Genomic DNA, 17,430 nt, shown 5'->3' with positions numbered 1-17,430 from the left:
TGGCTCAGACCCGGGCTCCAACCGCCCCCGGAATCAGGCCTGTTGGCGCGGGCGTGGATGTTCGGGTGGTGCGGCGACACCGGCCTCCGCCATCGACCGGCGGGCGCGCCGGGCACGCACCGCGCGCGTCACGCCCGGCTGTCCCAGCACGATGCCGGCGAACACCAGCACCAGCCCGGCGCCCTGGCGTGCGGTGAGGGTGTCTCCGGCGACGAGCGTGCCGAGCAGAACGCCGGTGACCGGGTTGAGGAGGCCGATGAGCCCCACCGTCCCCGCGCTCAGATGTCGCAGACCCTTGAACCACGCGGTGAAGGCGAGAGCGGTCGTCACTCCGGACAGATAGATGAAACCGAGCGCCGCGCTCCCGTTCAGGACCGGCGGTGCCCCTTCGACGGCGACCGCGACGGGCAGGAGAACGGCCCCTCCGGCGATCAGCTGCCACGAGGTCAGGGCGAGTACGTCGACGTCCGGGCACCACTTCTTGGTGAGTATGAAGCCGGCCGACGACATCGTCATGGCCGCGACGGAGGCGAGCACGCCGAGCGGATCGATCCCGGTCGCGTTCGTGAGGAGCATGACGCAGACGCCCGCGATACCGATGCCGGCGCCGACGACCGGCAGTATCTGCGGGCGCTCCGCCAGCAGCGGCCAGGCCAGCAGCATCATCACTACCGGCGCGGTCGCCATGACCGTTGACGCGATGCTGACCGGCAGGAGTTGCGCGGCGATGTAGACGAGGGCGAAGAACGCGCCCATGTTCAGGGTGCCCAGCACCAGCGCCTTCCACCACAGCGCGCCGTGCGGCAGCCGCCGGCTGAGCGCCAGCAGCAGGATCCCGGCGGGCAGGGCCCGGAACACCGCCCCGTACAGCGGATGGTCGGCCGGCAGATAGCGCTGGGTGACGAAGTACGACGTGCCCCACGCGATGGGCGCGAGGGCGGTGACCAGTGACCAACGGGCGGTGGATTCCATGAAGGCGATAATATCTTCCTAGGAAGGTATTGTTCTGTGCATGGCCGAATCCCTTGACCTCATTGACCGCATCGGCACTGTTGACCGCGTGGCCCGTATTCAGCGGGAATGGGCCCGTGAACGCCCCGATGTCGACGTACGCCCGCAGGGTGTGATCGGGCGGCTGCACCGCCTCAGCGTGTATCTCACCGAGGAGTTGTGCGTCGTGTTCCGGAAGTACGGGCTGGGGGAGGGTGACTTCGACGTCCTCGCGGCCCTGCGGCGAGCGGGCGCGCCGTACGAACGCGCCCCCGGCGAGCTGGCCGAGCACACGATGGTCACCACGGGCGCGATGACGAAACGCGTCGACCGGCTCGAACGGGCCGGGCTCGTCTCGCGGCGGGTGAGTGACAGCGACGGGCGCGGCAGGGTCGTCGCGCTGACCCCGGCAGGCCGTGAGCTGATCGATCGCGCCTTCTCCGAGCACATGGCCAACGAGCGCCGTCTGCTCGACGCGCTGACGGAGGACGAGGCCGAGCAGCTCGAATCCCTGCTGGCCAAGTGGCTGTCCGTGACGGAGGGCCCGCGCGACTGACCGGGGCTCCTGGTGGCCCAAGCTCGATCGCCGGCGCCGTACCTCGCAAGGGCCGAGCTCAGGTGTTATTCGACACCGCTCTGTTCCAGGGAACCTTCCTCCGCGCTGGTCAGCTCGGCGATCGCCGAGAAGAAGTCGGCGATCCCCGGCCGGTTCGGTCCCTTGTCCCGCGACGCGGCGAAGTCCTCCGGCGTCTCCCAGGTGATGATGTCCAGCCATTCGTTGTCCGGCAGCCTGACCAGCCGGGCATCGAGGAATCCCCGCCTGTCCGCGCGGAAGTCCGCGAGCATCGCCGGGCGGGTGGCCAGCAGAAGCTCGTTCTTGTCCGCGTCCACCCGGAAGCGCGTCAGTTCCACTGTGACCATGACGTCCCCTCTCCTCAGCCCTCCGTCCATGGAACAACGGGGGAGAGCGCCGCGCATCAGCAGTAGCTGGTGCCGCCGCGTCGGCGGCGCCAGCATGAAGAATCCGCCGCGCACATCCCTTCGCAAAGATTTCTTCGCGAAGGAGTCTTCGCAAAGAGTTGTTCGCGGTCTAGGCTGCTCGGCATGACGGATTCGCACGACGCCCCGCACGGCCCCAAGCACGAGTCGAACACGGTCGTCCTGGACGCCAAGGGGCTGCGTGCCCTGGCACATCCGGTACGGGTCCAACTGGTCGGGCTCCTGCGGAAGTTCGGCCCCTCGACGGCCACCCGGCTGGCCGAGCGGCTGGGGGTCAACTCCGGTACGGCCAGCTATCACCTGCGCCAGCTCGGCGACGCCGGGTTCGTCGAGGAGGACACCGAGCGCGGCAACGCGCGGGAACGCTGGTGGCGCGCGGTTCACCGGTCGACCTGGTTCCGCGAGCCCGACCTCGCGGAACGGGAGCCCGAGGCGGCCCTGGCGTATCTCCAGTCGGTCGCCGCCGCGTACACCCTGCGCACCCAACGGGCGCTCAGCGAACTCCAGACGATGCCCGACCGGTGGCGCGGCACCTTCGACATCAGCGACTGGCCGTTGCGGCTGACCCCCGAGGAGACGGTGAAGCTGCGGGAGGAGCTCCACGCGCTCGTTGCCCGTTACCGGCCGGACAGCCCGGAGACTGCGGCCGAGGCGCCGGAGGGCGCCGAGCGTGTCTCCCTCATCTCCCAGATCCTGCCGGAGCTGGACGTACCCGACACCCTCGACCCCTCCGACGAGACTCCCGACGGCGACCCCGCTCCCGAACGGCGGCGGGGAACGGAGACCTCGTGAGGAAGCCCGGGGGACGCGAGCCGGGGACGAAGGGCTCCAACGGCGCGCCGGAACCGCCGGAGCGGCGTACGCTGCTGCCGCTCGTCGGTGTACTCACGGCGATGGCGGTCTCGTTGACCGGTACGCGCGTCTCGGCCATCGCGCTGCCCTGGTTCGTTCTCGTCACCACCGGCAGTGCCACCCGGACGGGGGTGGTGGCCTTCTGCGAGATGGCGCCGTACGTGCTGGTGAAGGCGTTCACCGGACCGCTGGTGGACCGGGCCGGACCACGGACCATCTCCTGGACCACCGACCTGGTCAGCTCCGCCGCCGCCCTCGCCGTACCCGTACTCCACGCGGCTGACCTGCTCTCGTTCCCGCTGCTGCTCGTGCTCGTCGCGTTGATCGGCGCGGCGCGGGGACCGGGCGATCTCGCGAAGGACGTCATGGTCCCCGAGGCGGCGGACCACGGCCGCGTACCTCTGGAGCGGGCCACCGGCTTCGCCGGTGTGACCGAACGGCTCGCCTCCACCATCGGCCCGGCGGCGGGCGGCGCCCTCATCGCGGTCCTCGGGCCGTTGACCGGGCTCACCGTCAACGCGGCCTGTTTCGCGCTCGGTTCGGTGGTCATCGGGCTGGTGCTGCCGCGTGGCATGGGCCGCCCGGTCCCGCACACTCCGTCGCCGCAGGACGGCACCGACGCACCCACGGAGCCGGGCTACTGGCGGCGGTTCGGCCAGGGCTTCACCTTCCTGCGCGGCGAGCCGCTGCTCCTCACGATCGTCGTGATGGTCATGGTCACCAACTTCCTGGACGCGGCGTTCAGCGCCGTCCTCCTCCCCGTCTGGGCCAAGGAGTCGGGCAACGGACCGAGCGCCATCGGACTGTGCGCGGGCGCGGGCGGACTCGCCGCGATCGGCGGCAGCCTGATAGCGGCGGGCGTCGCGCACCGGATGCGGCGCCGCGTGGTGTTCTTCGGCGGATTCCTGCTCGCGGGCGCGCCGCGCTGGCTGATCCTCGCCTCGCCCGCACCGCTGTGGGTCGTGGTGGTCGTCTTCGCGGTCGGTGGTTTCGGCGCCGGATTCCTCAACCCCATTCTGGCGGCGGTCAGTTACGAACGCGTACCCCGCCGTCTGCTCGGCCGGGTCAAGGCGCTCAGCGGCGCGCTCTCCTGGTCCGGGATGCCGCTCGGCGGGCTGCTCGGGGGCGCGGCGGTGGCCCTGACCGGACTGGCGCCGGTGCTGCTGGTGGGAGGGGCGGTGTACTTTCTCACGACGAATCTCACCGGACTGCGCCCGGAATGGCGGGAGATGGACCGGCTGCGCGGCAAGGGCCGCGCGGCCGACGACCCGGTCGTACCAACACCGCGTCGGCCGCCCGGCTCGGGCCCGGAGCCGGAATCCGGCACTCGGCTGACACGAACCGTCAAGTGATAGGCCCTGCCGCCGGGTACGCCAAGCGCCCGCCCTCTACCGCTGTTCCGCCAGCCACTCGTCGAAGCTGGTCGGTGCGATACGGGCGTTGTCGCCCGCCAGCATGACGTTGCCGGCCATCTCCGGACCGAAGATGCCCGACCAGGTCGGCACCAGCTTCACCGTATGTCCGCGAGCGTCGTTGGTACGCCGCGCCATGTCCACCAGGTCCTGCGGGTCCGGCCCGACGACATCGGCGTACCGCCCCCGCGGCTCACCCGCCACGATCTCGGCGAGGACGCCGGCCACGTCCGCGGGCGCGATGGGCTGCATGAGCAGCGGCGCGACCATCGCGACACCGTCCTGCTCCGTCCAACTCGCCACCATCGCCGCGAAGTCGTGGAACTGCGCCGCGGGGACGATCGTCCACGGCACCGGCCCGGCCGTCACCAGGCGCTCCTGCTCCCGCTTGCCCGCGTAGTGCGCGTTGCCCTCGACGCGATCGACACCCACGATGGAGAGCAGCACATGGTGCCGTACCCCGGCCCGCGCCTCGGCGGCCAGCAGATTGCCCGTGGCGGTGCCGAAGAACGAGACCGTCCCGGCCCGGTCGGCCGGGGGGCTGTTGGTGACGTCCACGACCGCTTCGACGCCGGTCAGCGCGTTGTCGAGTCCGTCGCCCGTCGACAGGTCCACGCCCAGGGAGCGGCTGATACGTACGATCTCGTGGCCGCCGCGTTCGAGTGCGGCCACGGTGAGGGTGCCGATGTTCCCGGTCGCGCCGGCCACTGCGATCCGCATGGTGCTCTCTCTTCTCTCGAAGTCCTTCTCACGATCCCGCCCCCGGACAGTAACAGAATCATGGATGAAAAAGGTCTGTAATATCTGCGATAGGCTCGGTGTCGTGAAGCTGCCTGTGAGCACCGAATGGGTTCTGCACTGCGCCACGTCCCTGGCGCAGCTCGATTCGGGCGCCGGAGCGTCGACCGCGCAGCTCGCGCAGTACTACGACCTGCCGGCCCCGTATCTCGCCAAGCAGCTGAAGACGCTCGTCAGGGCCGGCCTGCTGACCGCGACCACCGGGCCACGGGGCGGATTCCGGCTCGCGCGGCCCGCCTCCGAGATCACCCTGCTTCAGGTGGTGGAGGCCGTCGACGGCACGTCACCGCCGTACGAGTGCAGGGAGATCCGCCAGCAGGGACGAGGCGCGCTGCCCGCGGAGGATTGCCGTCGTACCTGCGTCCTCGCCGAGAAGATGGCGGACGCGCACGAGGCGTGGCGCGACAGCCTCGCCGGGGTCACCCTGGCCGACATCCTGGCCTCGCTGCCCGCGTACGCGCCCTCCCGTACCCGCCTCCGGCTGACCGGAACGCCGTAACGCCTGACCGGTGAGCGCTCGCGTCAACACCGCGTGCCGCGTGTCGTACGGACTCCACGCGCCGACTGTGGGCAGGGTGCTGCTCATGAGACTGCGGGCCGCGGACAGAGACGACAAGGATGGCTCCGGGCACGGGGCGTTGACCTATCTGCTGAATCTGCGGAAGGACCCGACCCTCACCCAGACCCTGCGCTCGACGGCGGCCGCGACGCTCGCCTACCTCGTCGCACTCTGGCTGAGCAGCGAACCCGCGCCGCTGACCGCGCCCCTCACCGCGCTGCTCGTGGTCCAGGTGACTCTCTACTCCACGCTCACCACCAGCGTCCGACGGGTGAACGCCGTCGTCGCGGGCGTGCTCATCGCCGTCGCGTTCAGCATCCTCGTGGGGTTGTCGTGGTGGAGTCTGGGGCTGATCATCCTGGCCTCGCTCCTGGCCGGCCGGCTCGTCCGCGTCGACGAGTTCGTGCCCGAGGTCGCGATCAGCGCCATGCTCGTACTCGGCGTCACCCATGCGGCGGGCACCGCCTGGGACCGCATCCTGGAGACGCTGATCGGCGCGGTCGTGGGGCTCCTGTTCAACGTGCTGTTCGTGCCGCCGGTCTGGGTGGGCGCAGCCGGGGAGTCCATCGAGGGCCTCGCCCGGCAGATGCGCAGGCTGCTGCGCGACGTAGGCGAAGAACTGACCACCCCCACCCCGGTCGAGCGCGCCGCGGCCCGGCTGCACGAGGCGCGGCGGCTCGACCACGGCGTCGCGGGGGTCGACGCCGCACTGCGCCAGGCCGAGGACAGCCTGCGGCTCAATCCGCGGGTCAAGGAAGGCCTGCTGCACCGGGTGGTGCTCCGTACCGGCCTCGACACGCTGGAGATCTGCGCGGTGGTCCTGCGCGTCCTCACCCGCACGATCACGGACCTCGCCAAGGAGCGTCAGGACGAAGACCTCTTCGCGCCGGAGGTGGGAGCCGCCCTGGAGGAACTGCTGTTGCTGGTCGCCGACGCGCTCGTCAGCTTCGCCGTGCTGGTCACCACCCAGGCGAGCGAGGCCGCCGAGGCGGCGGAGGACCGCCTCGCGGGGGACCTGAGCGCCGCCGTCGCGACCCGCGAGAGAGCGGCGAATCTGCTGCTGGAAGGCGTACAGCGGCACCCGCGCCAGTGGCAGCTGCACGGCGCGATGCTGTCGGAGATCGACAGACTGCTCGACGAACTCGACACCGACCACCGCTCCCAGCGCCTGCTGGAGGAACTGGACAGATCAACCCGGGAACAGCGCGAGCGGCACCCTCAACTCACGGCGTTCGCCGCGTGGCTGCGCGGCGTCGACTGGCCCAGGATCAAACGGCGGACGCTGAGCCGGCGCGGCAGGCGCGACAGGAAGAACAAGTCCTAGGCCCCACCCGATGACGGTGACGAACCGGACGCCGCCGATGCCTCTGACGTGACCGATGAGCCGGACGCGGCCACGATGACGTCGTCCAGGACCTCCCGCGTACGGACGAGTTCGGCGATCCGCGCGTCGATCCTGGCCCGCTGCCGCGTCAGGTCGGCGACGAGCCACGGCGTCGCCGCCTCCGACGGACCGCCGTCCTCGTCCCGCATGCACGGCAGCAGCTCGGCGATCTTCCCGCTGCACAGCCCGGCCGCGAACAGCTCCTGGATACGGATCACCCGGTCGACCGCCCGCTCCGGATACGTGCGATGGCCCGAGGGTGTACGAGCCGAGACGAGCAGGCCCTGCTCCTCGTAGTAGCGCAGGGAGCGTTCGCTGACGGCCGTCCGCCGCGCCAGTTCGCCGATCTTCACGCTTCCTCCCGGGGTCCGCGCCGTCGCCGGGACGGTGGTGGGGATTGAACCTGACACCAGTGTGAGGTCCTACGGTCCCGCCATGACGAAAACGACGCTCCTCGCCCCGTATTCCCTCGGCCCCCTCCGCCTGCCCAACCGTATGGTGATGGCCCCCATGTCCCGCCACCGCGCGGCCGTGGACGGCACACCCCTGCCGGTCGTCGCCGACCACTACGCGCAGCGCGCCGGCGCGGGGCTCATCGTCACCGAAGGCATCTGGCCCAGCAGCCGGGGCCAGAGCGGCTGGCGGCTCCCCGGCCTGGAGACGGCGGCGCACATCGAGGGCTGGCGGGCCGTGACGGAGGCGGTGCACGCCGCCGGGGGCCGGATCATGGCCCAGCTGATGCACGGCGGCCGGCACGGACACCCGCTGTCCCGGATCGACGGCGACATACCGAGCGCCCCGTCCTCCGTACGGGTCCCGGGCCCCGTACACGTACGCGACGGCGGCAAGGCCGACCCCCTCCCGCCGCGCGAGATGACGCACGACGACATCCGGCAGGCCGTCGAGGACCACGCGCAGGCGGCCAGGAACGCGATGGCGGCCGGCTTCGACGGGGTCGAACTGCACGGCGCCAACAGCTACTTGATCCACCAGTTCCTCGCCGACAACACCAATCTGCGTAACGACGGCTACGGCGGTACGACCGAGGGCCGGATCCGCCTCCCCGTCGAACTGGTCACCGCCGTCGCCGACGCGATCGGAGCCGGGCGGACGGCGCTGCGGCTCTCCCCGGGCAATCCCCAGTTCGGCATGGCCGAGGCCGACCCGGCCCCCGTCTACCACGCGCTCCTGGACGCCGTCGACGGCCTCGGTCTGCTCTACCTCCACCTCACCGACAACGACTCCTACCCGGCGCTCGCCGATCTGCGCCCCCGCTGGCACGGACCGCTCGTCGCCAACATCGGTGAGAACCACGACCCGACCACCCGCGAAGGCGGCGAGGCGGTGCTCGCCGACGGGCTCGCCGACCTCGTCTCGTACGGCAGGTCCTTCATCGCCAACCCGGACCTTCCAGAGCGCTTCGCCGTCGGCGCACCCCTCAACACCGTCGACGAGCGGCACCTCTACACCCACGGGGCCGAGGGCTACACCGACTACCCGGCGCTGTCGCAGGAGCTCTGCTCCGCCGGCAGCTGACGACGGCGGATCCGGACGGCGGGACGGCGGTCGTACGGAGACCACGAGACCGGCCGGGCCCGCCGGAACCGACCGGCCGGCCCGGCGGGCCCGTACCTCAGAGCGGCAGCACGCAGAGAGCGACCGGAGACGCGAACGGGTCTCCCGCCGGCGCCAGTTGGCCGCTCGCCTGGTCGACGTGGAAGACCGAGACGGCGTTCGACCGCTGGTTGGCGGCGAACAGCAGGGCCCCGTCGGGGGAGAGGGCGAGCTGCCTCGGATAGTCACCGCCGACAGGCACCGTGTCCAACAGCCGCAGGCCGGCGCCGTTCTCCTCCACAGCGAAGCGGGACAGGCTGTTGTGGCCACGGTTGGCGAGGAAGACGAACGCTCCGTCGGCCGTGATCACTGGCTGGGACGGGAAGCTGCTCCCCGCGCCCCCGGCGCCGGTGGGCAGCGGTTCGCCGGGAGTGAGGGTCCCACTGTCCGCGTCGTAGCCGCAGACGGCGATCGTGTTGTTCAACTCGTTCGCCAGATAGGCGAATTGGCCCGACGGGTGGAAGACGAGATGCCGCGGCCCTGCGCCCGCGGGGAGCGTCGCGTAACTGACCTGGGTGAGCGTGCCCGCCGTCTCGTCGATGCGGTAGGTGTAGACGCTGTCGGTGCCGAGGTCGACGGCGAGCACATGGCCGCCGTCCGGGGCTGTGACGATCTGGTGCGCGTGCGGGCCGTTCTGGCCGGGCCCCGGGGCCGGTTCGGAGTGGGTGACCAGATCGGTGCGCTCGCCCAGCGCGCCCGATGACTCGATGGGGTGGACGGCGACGTTGCCGGAGCCGTAGTTCGCGCTGAGGAGCCAGCGTCCGCCGGGGTGCACGGACAGATGGCAGGGCGAGGAGCCGCCTGTGCTACGCGTGCCGAGGACCGTGTGGCCGCCGTCCTCGCCCAGCGCGATCGCGGTGACGCCGCCGTCCTGGCGCTCGTTGACCGCGTACAGGGTCGTGCCGTCGGGGTGGACGGCGAGGTACGAGGGGTCGCCGACGCCCTGGAGCGTGCCGGTGGCGGTGATCTGCCCCGTACCCGTGTCGTACGAGGCGAGCCCGATGCCCGGACCGCCGCTGGAGGTGTACGTACCGATGAACAGCGGCCCCGTGGCGAGGGCTCGCCGCGGGCGGGTCGCGGTCCGGCCCGGGGTCCGGTTCGTCGCGGTCGCCGTGGCGGCGGGCACCGAGACCGTCGCCACGGCCGCCGCCAATATGCCGACGACCCGGCGGCGGCTCGGGCCGCCGGCCGGCATCGCGGCCGGTGCGGTTCCTCCGGTCGCCGTCTCTGATTCTGTTCCTGTGCGGTCGTTTCTCATGCCGGGCACCTCGTGTGACTCGTGGGGGGAGTGCTTGCCGGTGTTGTGGCAGACACCCTTCCGCCATCCCGCCCCCGTCGGCAAGAGCCCCATCGACGGCGTCAGTCGCGGAGCGCCAGGGCGTCGCCCATCACGATCACCGGCCGCTTCGCCGGGTCCAGCTTGCGCAGGAGGTCGACCATCCGCGTCCTCGACAGCGAGACGCAGGCCTGGGTGGGGCCCTCGTGGTCGACATGGATCCAGACGCCGCCGCCCTTGGTGGGCCCGAGGGGGCGGGTCTGGTCCAGCGGGGTGTTCCCCGATGCGCGGTTGTAGTCGATGGCGACGACGTAGTCGAAGGAGCCTTCCAGCGACTCGCCCAGGAACCCGGTCCCAGGGGACTCGAAGTCCTCGCTCTCGTCGTACGGGAGTCTGGCCCCCGGGTCGGGGAGCCGGCCTCCGGCGTCGCCGAGTGTGAAGACGCCGATCGGCGAACGCAGGTCGTCCGCCTGGTGGTTGTGCGTCCAGCCGCGCAGCGCGTTGTGCGCCGGCCAGCGGTTGGTGACGGGCTCCCAGCCCGTGTCCGCGTCCCGCTCGTACAGCACGACGCCGGACTTCGGCGAGTTCCGGCCCTCGCCGCTGACCACGAGCGCCTGACGGCTGGCGACGGGGACGCGGGAGCGGGTGAGCGGGCCGAGACCGGGGATCTCACGGACGAGGGCCGCTTCCACGGGCTGCCCTGCGAGCCCGCGGGCCGCTTCGTTCGCCGAGCCCCGTCGCCCAGGGGCGCCTTCCGGCCGGCCCCCTTCGGCCGACTTGCTCTCCGTGGCCGGGCCCTCCTTGCTCCCGCCCTCTTTGGTTCCGTCCTCTTTCGTTCCGTCCGCCTTGGTCCCGCTCTGGGAGGCTCCCGCCCGCGCGGCCCGGCTCTCCGCCCGCTGTTCGGCGCCGGGCGCGGGCCCCGGCTCGGCGCATCCGGCGATGACGAGACATGTGCAGAGCGAGGTGAGGGCCAGGGCGCCTCTCGCGAGATGGAGAGCGCGGGGGAGAAGGGGCATGGCGAGCCTTTCATGGGTGCTTTCAGACGGTCCGTCCTCGTCCGACGCGTTTCTCTGCGCCATGAAACGCGATCATCGTCTGATCCGACCGCCCCAAGATGCGCGATCAGACAGGGTCCCGAAGATTTCCCTCGTACTGCCTAACGGCCCGTCAGAAGTCACGAGCGGAAACGCGTCTTCGGGATTTCCGGCTCTCAGGGGCTTCCGTCATTGGTGCGAGCAAAGGCGGTCGGGGGTGATTGGTCACCTCGCGGGCGATTCGCGGACCCGCGTAGTTTCACCCGACGGAAAAGCCGCCGAATAGGTTGCCCGACGGGGTTGTCGGGGACATGGCGGGATTGCTTGTCTTGGTGCGTCGATGACAGTCGACGCGCGTCAACTCCGCCCCACCGGACTGGCGTAAGTCGGTTGCGCGACACGCCTGTTGTCGTTGAACCCGGGAGATCGTTCCCCCCACTTCCCAAGGAGATCGACATGGTTGCCAAGTCAGGACCCGGCCGTCGAACGCTGCTGAGGGGCGGTCTGACCGCTACGGCCGTCGGCGCCCTCGGACTCGCCGCGAACGGACCGGCCCACGCGGCTCCGGTGCGCACGGACAGCCGTGCGAAGGCCGGTTCGCCGCTCGCCGCCCCCGAGCCGCGCGTCTACACCACCGCGGAATGGGGCGCGCGGCCCCCGAACCAGCAGATCGTCGTACTCGACCGGGTGCCGACGTACATCGTCGTGCACCACACCGCGGAGCCCGGCAACAGCGAGGACTACTCGCTGGAGCACGCGATGGCGATCTGCCGGTCGATCCAGAACTTCCATATGGACGGCCAGGGTTGGGGCGACTCCGGCCAGCAGTTCACCAACTCGCGCGGCGGGTACGTCCTCGAAGGCCGGCACCAGAGCCTCGACGTCGTACGCGGCGGCACGCAGCACGTGCAGGGCGCGAACGTGGGCGGCCGGAACAGCGAGGTCATCGGCATCGAGAACGAAGGCCTCTACACGGAGGTCGACGTACCGGCCGCGCTCTGGGACTCCCTCGTCCCGCTCGTCGCGTGGATCGCCACCCAGTACGGGCGGCCGGTCACCGACATCATGGGCCACCGCGACTTCAACTCCACCGAATGCCCCGGCGGCGTGCTCTACGGCAGACTGCAGGAGCTGCGCGACGCGGTCGCGGGCGTCCTCGGTGTCGCACCGGCCGACCGGCCCTCCGTCTGGCCGCTGCTGCGCCCGGGATCCGCCGGCCCCCAGGTGCGCGCCGCGCAGTACCTCCTGCGTGGCCGCGGCTTCTCGGACGTACCGGTCGACGGGGTCTTCGGGGCCGCCACCAAGCGCGCGGTCGTCAAGCTGGCCGACGTGCACAACGTCGAGAGGCACACCTGCGCGGCCATGGTCCGGAGCGGCACGGACGAGACCGGCTACCTCGGCTCCGACATCTGGCCGCTGATCACTCCGAAGGTCAGGGCGGGTGAGAACGCGGACGTCGCGAAGGCGGTGGCCACCCTGCACCGCGCGGGCGCGGGCAGGGCTCACTCGGCCGGCGTACTCACCCCGACGGACTGGAAGCGGCTGCTGGCCTGATCACCGGCGGTCCATCGCCGGCCCCAACCGTCCGCACGCCAGGGGCCCTTCGGCGGCAGGAGTCACTTCTTGCCGCCGAAGGGCCCCTTTCGGATGCGCCGACAGGTGACGGGGCGTCAGATGTCTGTCTTGTTGCCAACCCGGACAAACTCGCCGACGTTCGGCGGTCCGGGGGAGACTGTGCCCGCTGATCCACTTCTGATCCACATCACTGATCCGCATCAGTGATCGACTTCACTGATCGACTTCTGCCAGGGAGCGCACGATGACGGAGTACCGGAACCTCGGCCGCACGGGTGTGAAGGTCAGCCCCCTCTGCCTCGGCACGATGATGTTCGGGGCCCGAGGCAACACGGACCACGACGACAGCGTCCGGATCATCCACCGGGCGCTCGACTCGGGCATCAACTTCGTCGACACCGCCGACGTCTACTCGGCGGGCGAGTCGGAGACCGTCGTCGGCAAGGCGCTGGCCGGCGGTCGCAGGGACGATGTCGTCCTCGCGACGAAATTCCACGGCGCCCTCGGGGACGGCCCCAACGAGCGTGGCAACTCACGGCGTTGGATCATCCAGGAGGTCGAGAACAGCCTGCGCAGGCTGAACACCGACTGGATCGACCTCTACCAGGTGCACCGGCCCGAGCCGGACACCGACTTCGACGAGACGCTGGGCGCGCTCAGCGATCTCGTCCACCAGGGCAAGATCCGCCACATCGGTACCTCCACGTTCGAGCCGTCGGCGATCGTCGAGGGGCAGTGGATCGCGGAGCGGCGCGGCAGGGAACGGGTCGCGACCGAACAGCCCCCGTACTCCCTGCTCGCACGCGGCATCGAGCGCGAGATGCTTCCCGTGGCACAGCGGTACGGACTCGGGGTGCTGTCCTGGGGTCCGCTGGCCGGTGGCTGGCTGTCCGGCCGCTTCCGCAAGGGCGTCGCACAGCCCGAGTCCAGCCGCTCGGCCCAGCAGACGGAGCGCTTCGACATCAACTCCGCCGAGAACGCGGCCAAGCTGGACGCTACCGAGAGCCTCGCGCTGCTGGCCGAGGAGTCGGGGCTGACCCTGGTGGAACTGGCGGTCGCCTTCGTCATCGAACACCCGGCGGTCACCTCGGCGATCATCGGGCCCCGGACGTACGAGCAGTTGGAGAGCCAGCTGCGAGCGGACGAGGTACGCCTCAGCCGTGATGTGCTGGACCGCATCGACGAGATCGTGCCGCCGGGCACCAACCTGTCGGGACGGGACGCCGGTTACGTACCTCCGTCGATCGCCGACCCGTCCCGGCGCCGCAGGTCCGCAGCTCCGGCCCGGACCTACTGACCCGCCTCGACACCGGCCGCCGGCGGAGTGACGAGCGCCTGACGAGCGCCGCGGCAGCGATGAGTCCGGCAGACTACGGGGGCAGGTCTGCCGGACTTCCTCCCGAGCGGTGTCGTCAGGCGTCGGTACGGACCGTCTTGAGCGCCTTGGACCAGCTGACGAGCTGGTCGAGCGTGGTGTCCAGGGCCGCCTTCTGGTGGTCGCCGGGCTTGAACGTGGAGAAGTTCTCGAAGTCGCCGAAGAGCGAGAGCGCGACCTGCGCCCGCACGGTGGCCACCTGGAGCTCGGACATGATCAGACGCAGGTGCTCGACGGCGCGCGTACCGCCGACGCTGCCGTAGCTGACGAAGCCGGCGGCCTTGTTGTTCCACTCGCCGTAGAGGAAGTCGATGGCGTTCTTCAGTGCGCCGGAGGTCGAGTGGTTGTACTCGGGGGTGACGAAGAGATAGCCGTCGAAGGAAGCGATCTTCTCGGCCCACGCGAGGGTGTGGGCGTTCGCGTACTGGCCCATGGACGGCGGGACGGCCTCGTCCAGGTGCGGCAGCTTGAAGTCGGCGATGTCGACGAGCTCGAACTCCGCGTCGCCGCGCTGAACGGCGATCTCCTGGGCCCACTTGGCGACGGCCTCGCCGTTACGGCCAGGACGGGTGCTGCCCAGAATGACCGCGATCTTCAACGTCATGGGATGCTCCAAACTTGATACGTCAACTGACGATGCCAATCCTGCTCACGCTTGAAGTCTCAAGTCAAGCGGCTACGATGCTCCCATGACTGACGAGCTCCCCCCGGCAGACGACACGCCGTGGCTCTCCGAGGCCGAGCGGGAGTCGTGGGTGCCGTTCAGCGGAATGCTCCTCGGTCTGGTCAGCGCGCTGGACGCACAGCTCCAGAGCGACGCCAGGATCAGCTTCTTCGGCTATCTGGTCCTGGCCGGCCTCTCGGAGGCCCCCGGGCGCACCCTGCCCATGAGCGACCTGGCGGTCCTGGCGCACGGCTCCCTGTCGCGGCTCTCCCACGCCGTGTCCACGCTGGAGAAGCGCGGCTGGGTCCGCCGCAGCCCCTCGCCGGAGAACGGCCGCGTCACGGTCGCGACCCTCACCGACGCCGGTTATGCCAAGATCGTCGCCACCGCGCCCGCGCATGTGGAGGCCGTCCGCAGGCTGGTCCTCGACCCGATCGACGCGGACCAGCTGCGCGCGCTCGGCACGATCTCCGCCGCCATCCGCGACTCGATGGGCTCGCCCTGCGCCTGGCCGCCCCGCCCCGGCACCGCCGGGTGACCGGACAACTCCGCCGCGGTTGACAGGCGGCGCCCTGGTGAGAGCCTTGAAGGGGCACGGGACGACGAACGGTTCGCGTGGCCGTAAGGCGCGACGACTGCCCGAGGAGGGGACCGCGATGGGACCGACACCGGGCGTCCGCACCGTCCCGCTCCCCTCGGGAGAACATGTCCCCGTGCTCGGACAGGGCACCTGGGGCTGGGCACAGGACCCGGCGCGCCGCGCGTCCGAGAAGGAGTCCCTGCTGCTGGGACTGGACCTCGGCCTCACGCTGGTCGACACCGCCGAGATGTACGGGCAGGGCGCCGCGGAGGAACTGCTGGGCGAGACCCTTTCGGGCCGTCGCGACGAAGCCTTCCTGGTGAGCAAGGTGCTCCCGTACAACGCGAGCCGTACGGAGACCGCCGACGCGTGTGAGCGCAGCCTGAAGCGCCTGCGGACCGATCGCATCGACCTCTACCTGCTCCACTGGCGGGGCTCCGTGCCGCTGGAGGAGACGATCGCCGCCTTCGAGGAACTACGGCAAGCGGGCAAGATCCGCCACTGGGGAGTCAGCAACTTCGACCCGGCGGACCTGCGGGATCTCGCGGAGGTGACCGGCGGCGACGCGATGGCCACGAACCAGGTCCTCTACAACCTCACCCGGCGCGGAATCGAGTACGACCTGCTGCCCGGCTGCCAGGGAAGAGGCGTCCCGGTCATGGCCTACTCGCCGGTCGAGCAGGGACGGCTGCTGTCCGCCCCGGCGCTCGAAACCGTGGCCCACCGCCGTCGGGCCACACCGGCGCAGGTGGCCCTGGCCTGGGTCCTTCGCCGGAGCGACATGATCGCGATCCCCCGGGCCGGCCGGCCGGATCACGTACGCGAGAACCACGCCGCGCTCGCACTCGACCTGACCGACGACGACCTGACCGACCTCGACGAAGCTTTCCCGCCGGCCCGGGGCCCGGTGCCGCTGGAGATGCTGTGAGCGGCGGCGGACACCAGGGCGGCGGACACCGAGGCGGCGGGCAGTCCCGGCAGCGGCGGAGGTCCGGACACCGACGGAGGTAGTGATGGCCGACGACATTCTGCAGACGATCGACACGCTGGTCGCGGAGGAACGCCAACTCCGTGACCGGGCCCCCGGCAAGGGCCTCGCCCCGGAGGAACGCGCACGGCTGAAGGTGTTGGAGGAGCGGCTGGACCAGTGCTGGGACCTGCTGCGGCGGCGGAGGGCCGGGGCGGATTCCGGCGAGGACCCGGAGCGGGTCGAACCCCGCCCGGTCGCCGAGGTCGAGTCGTACGAGCAATGAGCGCACCCGGGGAGTCGGGGGCGGCGGCCGCAGGCCGGGGGAGAGGGGCCGCGGAACCGCCGACCGTCCGCCAGGCGCGGACGACGACATAAAGGAAAGGGCGGCCCGTCATGGCAGCCAGCACCCACGACCGGCCGGCCGTCAGCTCCCGGCTCGACACGCACCAATACTTCTGGAGCCTCGACCAGATCGCCCGGGGTCATTTCCCGTGGATGCCTTCGAGGGGTGTGCTGCGCGAGGACCACTCTCCCGAGCGTCTGGAACCTCACGTCAGGGCCACCGACGTGGGCGGCACGGTGGCCGTCCAGGCGGCGGCCAATCTCGAAGAGACCCTGGCCCTTCTCGACATCGCGCGGTCCACCCCCTTCGTACTCGGCGTGACGGGGTGGGCGGACCTCGCGCGGCCGGACGCCGCCGACACGCTCGAAAGCCTCGCCGCCGACGAGAACCTCCTCGCCCTGCGCCCGATGCTCCACGACATCGAGGACCCGAGGTGGGTCACCCGGCCGGAGGTCCGTACCAGCCTCGGCACACTGAGCAACCTCGGCCGCCGCTTCGAGGCGCTCACCCGCCCGAAACACCTGCCGGCCCTCTGCGAAGCCATCGACGCCGTCCCGGAACTGCCCGTCGTGATCGACCACCTCTCCAAGCCCCACTACGAGTGGGACGCCGACGAACCGTGGCGTACATGGATGGCACGCTGCGCCGAACGCCCCGCCACCTACTGCAAGATCTCCGGCATGCTCACCGAGGTCGGCCCCGTCTGGCACGCCGACGACTTCCAGCCGTACGTCGACTTCCTCTTCGAGACGTTCGGGACGGACCGTGTGATGTTCGGGAGCGACTGGCCCGTCTCCCGCCAGCGCCTCGAATACCCGGACGTCGTGGACCTCACGGACCACCTCGTGTCCGGCCTCTCTCCTGAGGAGGCGGAGGCGTTCTGGCGGGGGAACGCGGAAAGGTTCTACGGAGTCGACCTGACGCCGTAGGCGTCGCGCCCGGGAGGCGGTTTCGGGAGGCGGTTTCGGGCGCGATGTCAGAGGCGTCTGCGATGATCGGCCCGGA

General features: G+C 70.7%; 19 protein-coding genes. 12 read left to right on the top strand and 7 right to left on the bottom strand.

Annotated elements, in window-relative coordinates; translation table 11 throughout:
- Positions 1-33: 33 nt before the first annotated feature.
- Positions 34-972 carry an EamA family transporter gene (locus OIE74_RS00950; protein ID WP_329377337.1) on the bottom strand — a complete coding sequence of 313 codons (939 nt, stop codon included), beginning with the start codon at positions 970-972 and terminating at the stop codon, positions 34-36.
- Positions 973-1,012: 40 nt separating this feature from the next.
- Between OIE74_RS00950 and OIE74_RS00945 the strand changes: the two genes are divergently transcribed.
- On the top strand, positions 1,013-1,546 hold the full coding sequence (locus tag OIE74_RS00945; protein ID WP_329377335.1) for a MarR family winged helix-turn-helix transcriptional regulator: 534 nt from the start codon (positions 1,013-1,015) through the stop codon (positions 1,544-1,546).
- A gap of 65 nt (positions 1,547-1,611) precedes the next feature.
- Here OIE74_RS00945 and OIE74_RS00940 read toward each other — a convergent pair whose 3' ends face one another.
- Positions 1,612-1,911, bottom strand: a complete 300-nt coding sequence (locus OIE74_RS00940) for a hypothetical protein (RefSeq protein ID WP_329377333.1) — start codon at positions 1,909-1,911, stop codon at positions 1,612-1,614.
- A 183-nt stretch (positions 1,912-2,094) separates the two neighbouring features.
- On the opposite strand from OIE74_RS00940, the gene OIE74_RS00935 reads away from it, so the two are divergent.
- Together OIE74_RS00935 and OIE74_RS00930 are read left to right on the top strand one after the other, a co-directional pair.
- Entirely contained in the window at positions 2,095-2,781 is a 687-nt protein-coding gene (locus OIE74_RS00935) for a winged helix-turn-helix domain-containing protein (RefSeq protein WP_329377331.1), read from the top strand.
- Positions 2,778-4,193, top strand: coding sequence for an MFS transporter (locus tag OIE74_RS00930; RefSeq protein ID WP_443075990.1), 1,416 nt, complete (start codon positions 2,778-2,780; stop codon positions 4,191-4,193). Before OIE74_RS00935 ends, OIE74_RS00930 begins: the two co-directional genes overlap by 4 nt.
- 36 nt (positions 4,194-4,229) lie before the next feature.
- Here OIE74_RS00930 and OIE74_RS00925 read toward each other — a convergent pair whose 3' ends face one another.
- Positions 4,230-4,973 (bottom strand): SDR family oxidoreductase, encoded by a 744-nt coding sequence (locus tag OIE74_RS00925; protein WP_329377329.1) that lies wholly within the window; start codon positions 4,971-4,973, stop codon positions 4,230-4,232.
- Positions 4,974-5,076: 103 nt separating this feature from the next.
- On the opposite strand from OIE74_RS00925, the gene OIE74_RS00920 reads away from it, so the two are divergent.
- Both OIE74_RS00920 and OIE74_RS00915 read left to right on the top strand, forming a co-directional pair.
- On the top strand, positions 5,077-5,550 hold the full coding sequence (locus tag OIE74_RS00920; RefSeq protein WP_329377327.1) for an RrF2 family transcriptional regulator: 474 nt from the start codon (positions 5,077-5,079) through the stop codon (positions 5,548-5,550).
- Between the two features lie 10 nt (positions 5,551-5,560).
- Complete coding sequence (locus OIE74_RS00915) at positions 5,561-6,934, top strand: FUSC family protein (RefSeq protein WP_329377325.1); 1,374 nt, start codon at positions 5,561-5,563, stop codon at positions 6,932-6,934.
- Here the strand turns inward: OIE74_RS00915 and OIE74_RS00910 are convergent.
- Positions 6,931-7,347: a MerR family transcriptional regulator gene (locus OIE74_RS00910; RefSeq protein ID WP_329377323.1), complete on the bottom strand. Its 417-nt coding sequence runs from the start codon at positions 7,345-7,347 to the stop codon at positions 6,931-6,933. The genes OIE74_RS00915 and OIE74_RS00910 overlap by 4 nt on opposite strands.
- Before the next feature lie 82 nt (positions 7,348-7,429).
- Here OIE74_RS00910 and OIE74_RS00905 point away from each other — a divergent pair, with 82 nt between their 5' ends.
- The gene (locus OIE74_RS00905; protein WP_329377321.1) at positions 7,430-8,530 is read left to right on the top strand and encodes an alkene reductase; all 1,101 of its coding nucleotides are present in this window, start codon (positions 7,430-7,432) and stop codon (positions 8,528-8,530) included.
- A 97-nt stretch (positions 8,531-8,627) separates the two neighbouring features.
- On the opposite strand, the gene OIE74_RS00900 is transcribed toward OIE74_RS00905, so the two are convergent.
- Entirely contained in the window at positions 8,628-9,803 is a 1,176-nt protein-coding gene (locus OIE74_RS00900) for a lactonase family protein (protein WP_329392121.1), read from the bottom strand.
- A 164-nt stretch (positions 9,804-9,967) separates the two neighbouring features.
- On the bottom strand, positions 9,968-10,900 hold the full coding sequence (locus OIE74_RS00895) for a hypothetical protein (protein ID WP_443076334.1): 933 nt from the start codon (positions 10,898-10,900) through the stop codon (positions 9,968-9,970).
- 474 nt (positions 10,901-11,374) lie between these two features.
- Between OIE74_RS00895 and OIE74_RS00890 the strand changes: the two genes are divergently transcribed.
- On the top strand, positions 11,375-12,472 hold the full coding sequence (locus OIE74_RS00890; protein ID WP_329377317.1) for a peptidoglycan recognition protein family protein: 1,098 nt from the start codon (positions 11,375-11,377) through the stop codon (positions 12,470-12,472).
- Positions 12,473-12,737: 265 nt separating this feature from the next.
- Positions 12,738-13,790 (top strand): aldo/keto reductase, encoded by a 1,053-nt coding sequence (locus OIE74_RS00885; protein WP_329377315.1) that lies wholly within the window; start codon positions 12,738-12,740, stop codon positions 13,788-13,790.
- Between the two features lie 115 nt (positions 13,791-13,905).
- Here the strand turns inward: OIE74_RS00885 and OIE74_RS00880 are convergent, their stop codons facing one another.
- A complete protein-coding gene (locus OIE74_RS00880) occupies positions 13,906-14,472 on the bottom strand; it encodes an NADPH-dependent FMN reductase (protein ID WP_329377313.1) in 567 nt (188 codons plus the stop codon).
- An 85-nt stretch (positions 14,473-14,557) separates the two neighbouring features.
- On the opposite strand from OIE74_RS00880, the gene OIE74_RS00875 reads away from it, so the two are divergent.
- The 4 genes from OIE74_RS00875 to OIE74_RS00860 all read left to right on the top strand — a co-directional run bounded on the left by OIE74_RS00875 (position 14,558) and on the right by OIE74_RS00860 (position 17,354).
- Positions 14,558-15,070 (top strand): MarR family winged helix-turn-helix transcriptional regulator, encoded by a 513-nt coding sequence (locus tag OIE74_RS00875; RefSeq protein WP_329377310.1) that lies wholly within the window; start codon positions 14,558-14,560, stop codon positions 15,068-15,070.
- A 118-nt stretch (positions 15,071-15,188) separates the two neighbouring features.
- Complete coding sequence (locus OIE74_RS00870; protein WP_329377308.1) at positions 15,189-16,040, top strand: aldo/keto reductase; 852 nt, start codon at positions 15,189-15,191, stop codon at positions 16,038-16,040.
- 85 nt (positions 16,041-16,125) lie between these two features.
- A complete protein-coding gene (locus OIE74_RS00865) occupies positions 16,126-16,365 on the top strand; it encodes a DUF2630 family protein (protein ID WP_329377306.1) in 240 nt (79 codons plus the stop codon).
- Positions 16,366-16,475: 110 nt separating this feature from the next.
- Positions 16,476-17,354 carry an amidohydrolase family protein gene (locus OIE74_RS00860; protein WP_329377304.1) on the top strand — a complete coding sequence of 293 codons (879 nt, stop codon included), beginning with the start codon at positions 16,476-16,478 and terminating at the stop codon, positions 17,352-17,354.
- Positions 17,355-17,430 lie beyond the last annotated feature (76 nt).

Source organism: Streptomyces sp. NBC_01716 (genome assembly GCF_036248275.1).
GTDB lineage: Bacteria > Actinomycetota > Actinomycetes > Streptomycetales > Streptomycetaceae > Streptomyces.
The sequence above is the reverse complement of the archived record's forward strand: the minus strand, read 5'-3'. Positions and strand labels throughout refer to the sequence as shown.

Coding starts and splice junctions, on each gene's coding strand:
- OIE74_RS00860 (WP_329377304.1), top strand. CDS start 16,476: ATGGCAGCCAGCACCCACGACCGGCCGGCCGTCAGCTCCCGGCTCGAC.
- OIE74_RS00875 (WP_329377310.1), top strand. CDS start 14,558: ATGACTGACGAGCTCCCCCCGGCAGACGACACGCCGTGGCTCTCCGAG.
- OIE74_RS00885 (WP_329377315.1), top strand. CDS start 12,738: ATGACGGAGTACCGGAACCTCGGCCGCACGGGTGTGAAGGTCAGCCCC.
- OIE74_RS00900 (WP_329392121.1), bottom strand. CDS start 9,803: ATGCCGGCCGGCGGCCCGAGCCGCCGCCGGGTCGTCGGCATATTGGCG.
- OIE74_RS00865 (WP_329377306.1), top strand. CDS start 16,126: ATGGCCGACGACATTCTGCAGACGATCGACACGCTGGTCGCGGAGGAA.
- OIE74_RS00945 (WP_329377335.1), top strand. CDS start 1,013: ATGGCCGAATCCCTTGACCTCATTGACCGCATCGGCACTGTTGACCGC.
- OIE74_RS00935 (WP_329377331.1), top strand. CDS start 2,095: ATGACGGATTCGCACGACGCCCCGCACGGCCCCAAGCACGAGTCGAAC.
- OIE74_RS00890 (WP_329377317.1), top strand. CDS start 11,375: ATGGTTGCCAAGTCAGGACCCGGCCGTCGAACGCTGCTGAGGGGCGGT.
- OIE74_RS00905 (WP_329377321.1), top strand. CDS start 7,430: ATGACGAAAACGACGCTCCTCGCCCCGTATTCCCTCGGCCCCCTCCGC.
- OIE74_RS00940 (WP_329377333.1), bottom strand. CDS start 1,911: ATGGTCACAGTGGAACTGACGCGCTTCCGGGTGGACGCGGACAAGAAC.
- OIE74_RS00925 (WP_329377329.1), bottom strand. CDS start 4,973: ATGCGGATCGCAGTGGCCGGCGCGACCGGGAACATCGGCACCCTCACC.
- OIE74_RS00880 (WP_329377313.1), bottom strand. CDS start 14,472: ATGACGTTGAAGATCGCGGTCATTCTGGGCAGCACCCGTCCTGGCCGT.
- OIE74_RS00950 (WP_329377337.1), bottom strand. CDS start 972: ATGGAATCCACCGCCCGTTGGTCACTGGTCACCGCCCTCGCGCCCATC.
- OIE74_RS00870 (WP_329377308.1), top strand. CDS start 15,189: ATGGGACCGACACCGGGCGTCCGCACCGTCCCGCTCCCCTCGGGAGAA.
- OIE74_RS00895 (WP_443076334.1), bottom strand. CDS start 10,900: ATGCCCCTTCTCCCCCGCGCTCTCCATCTCGCGAGAGGCGCCCTGGCC.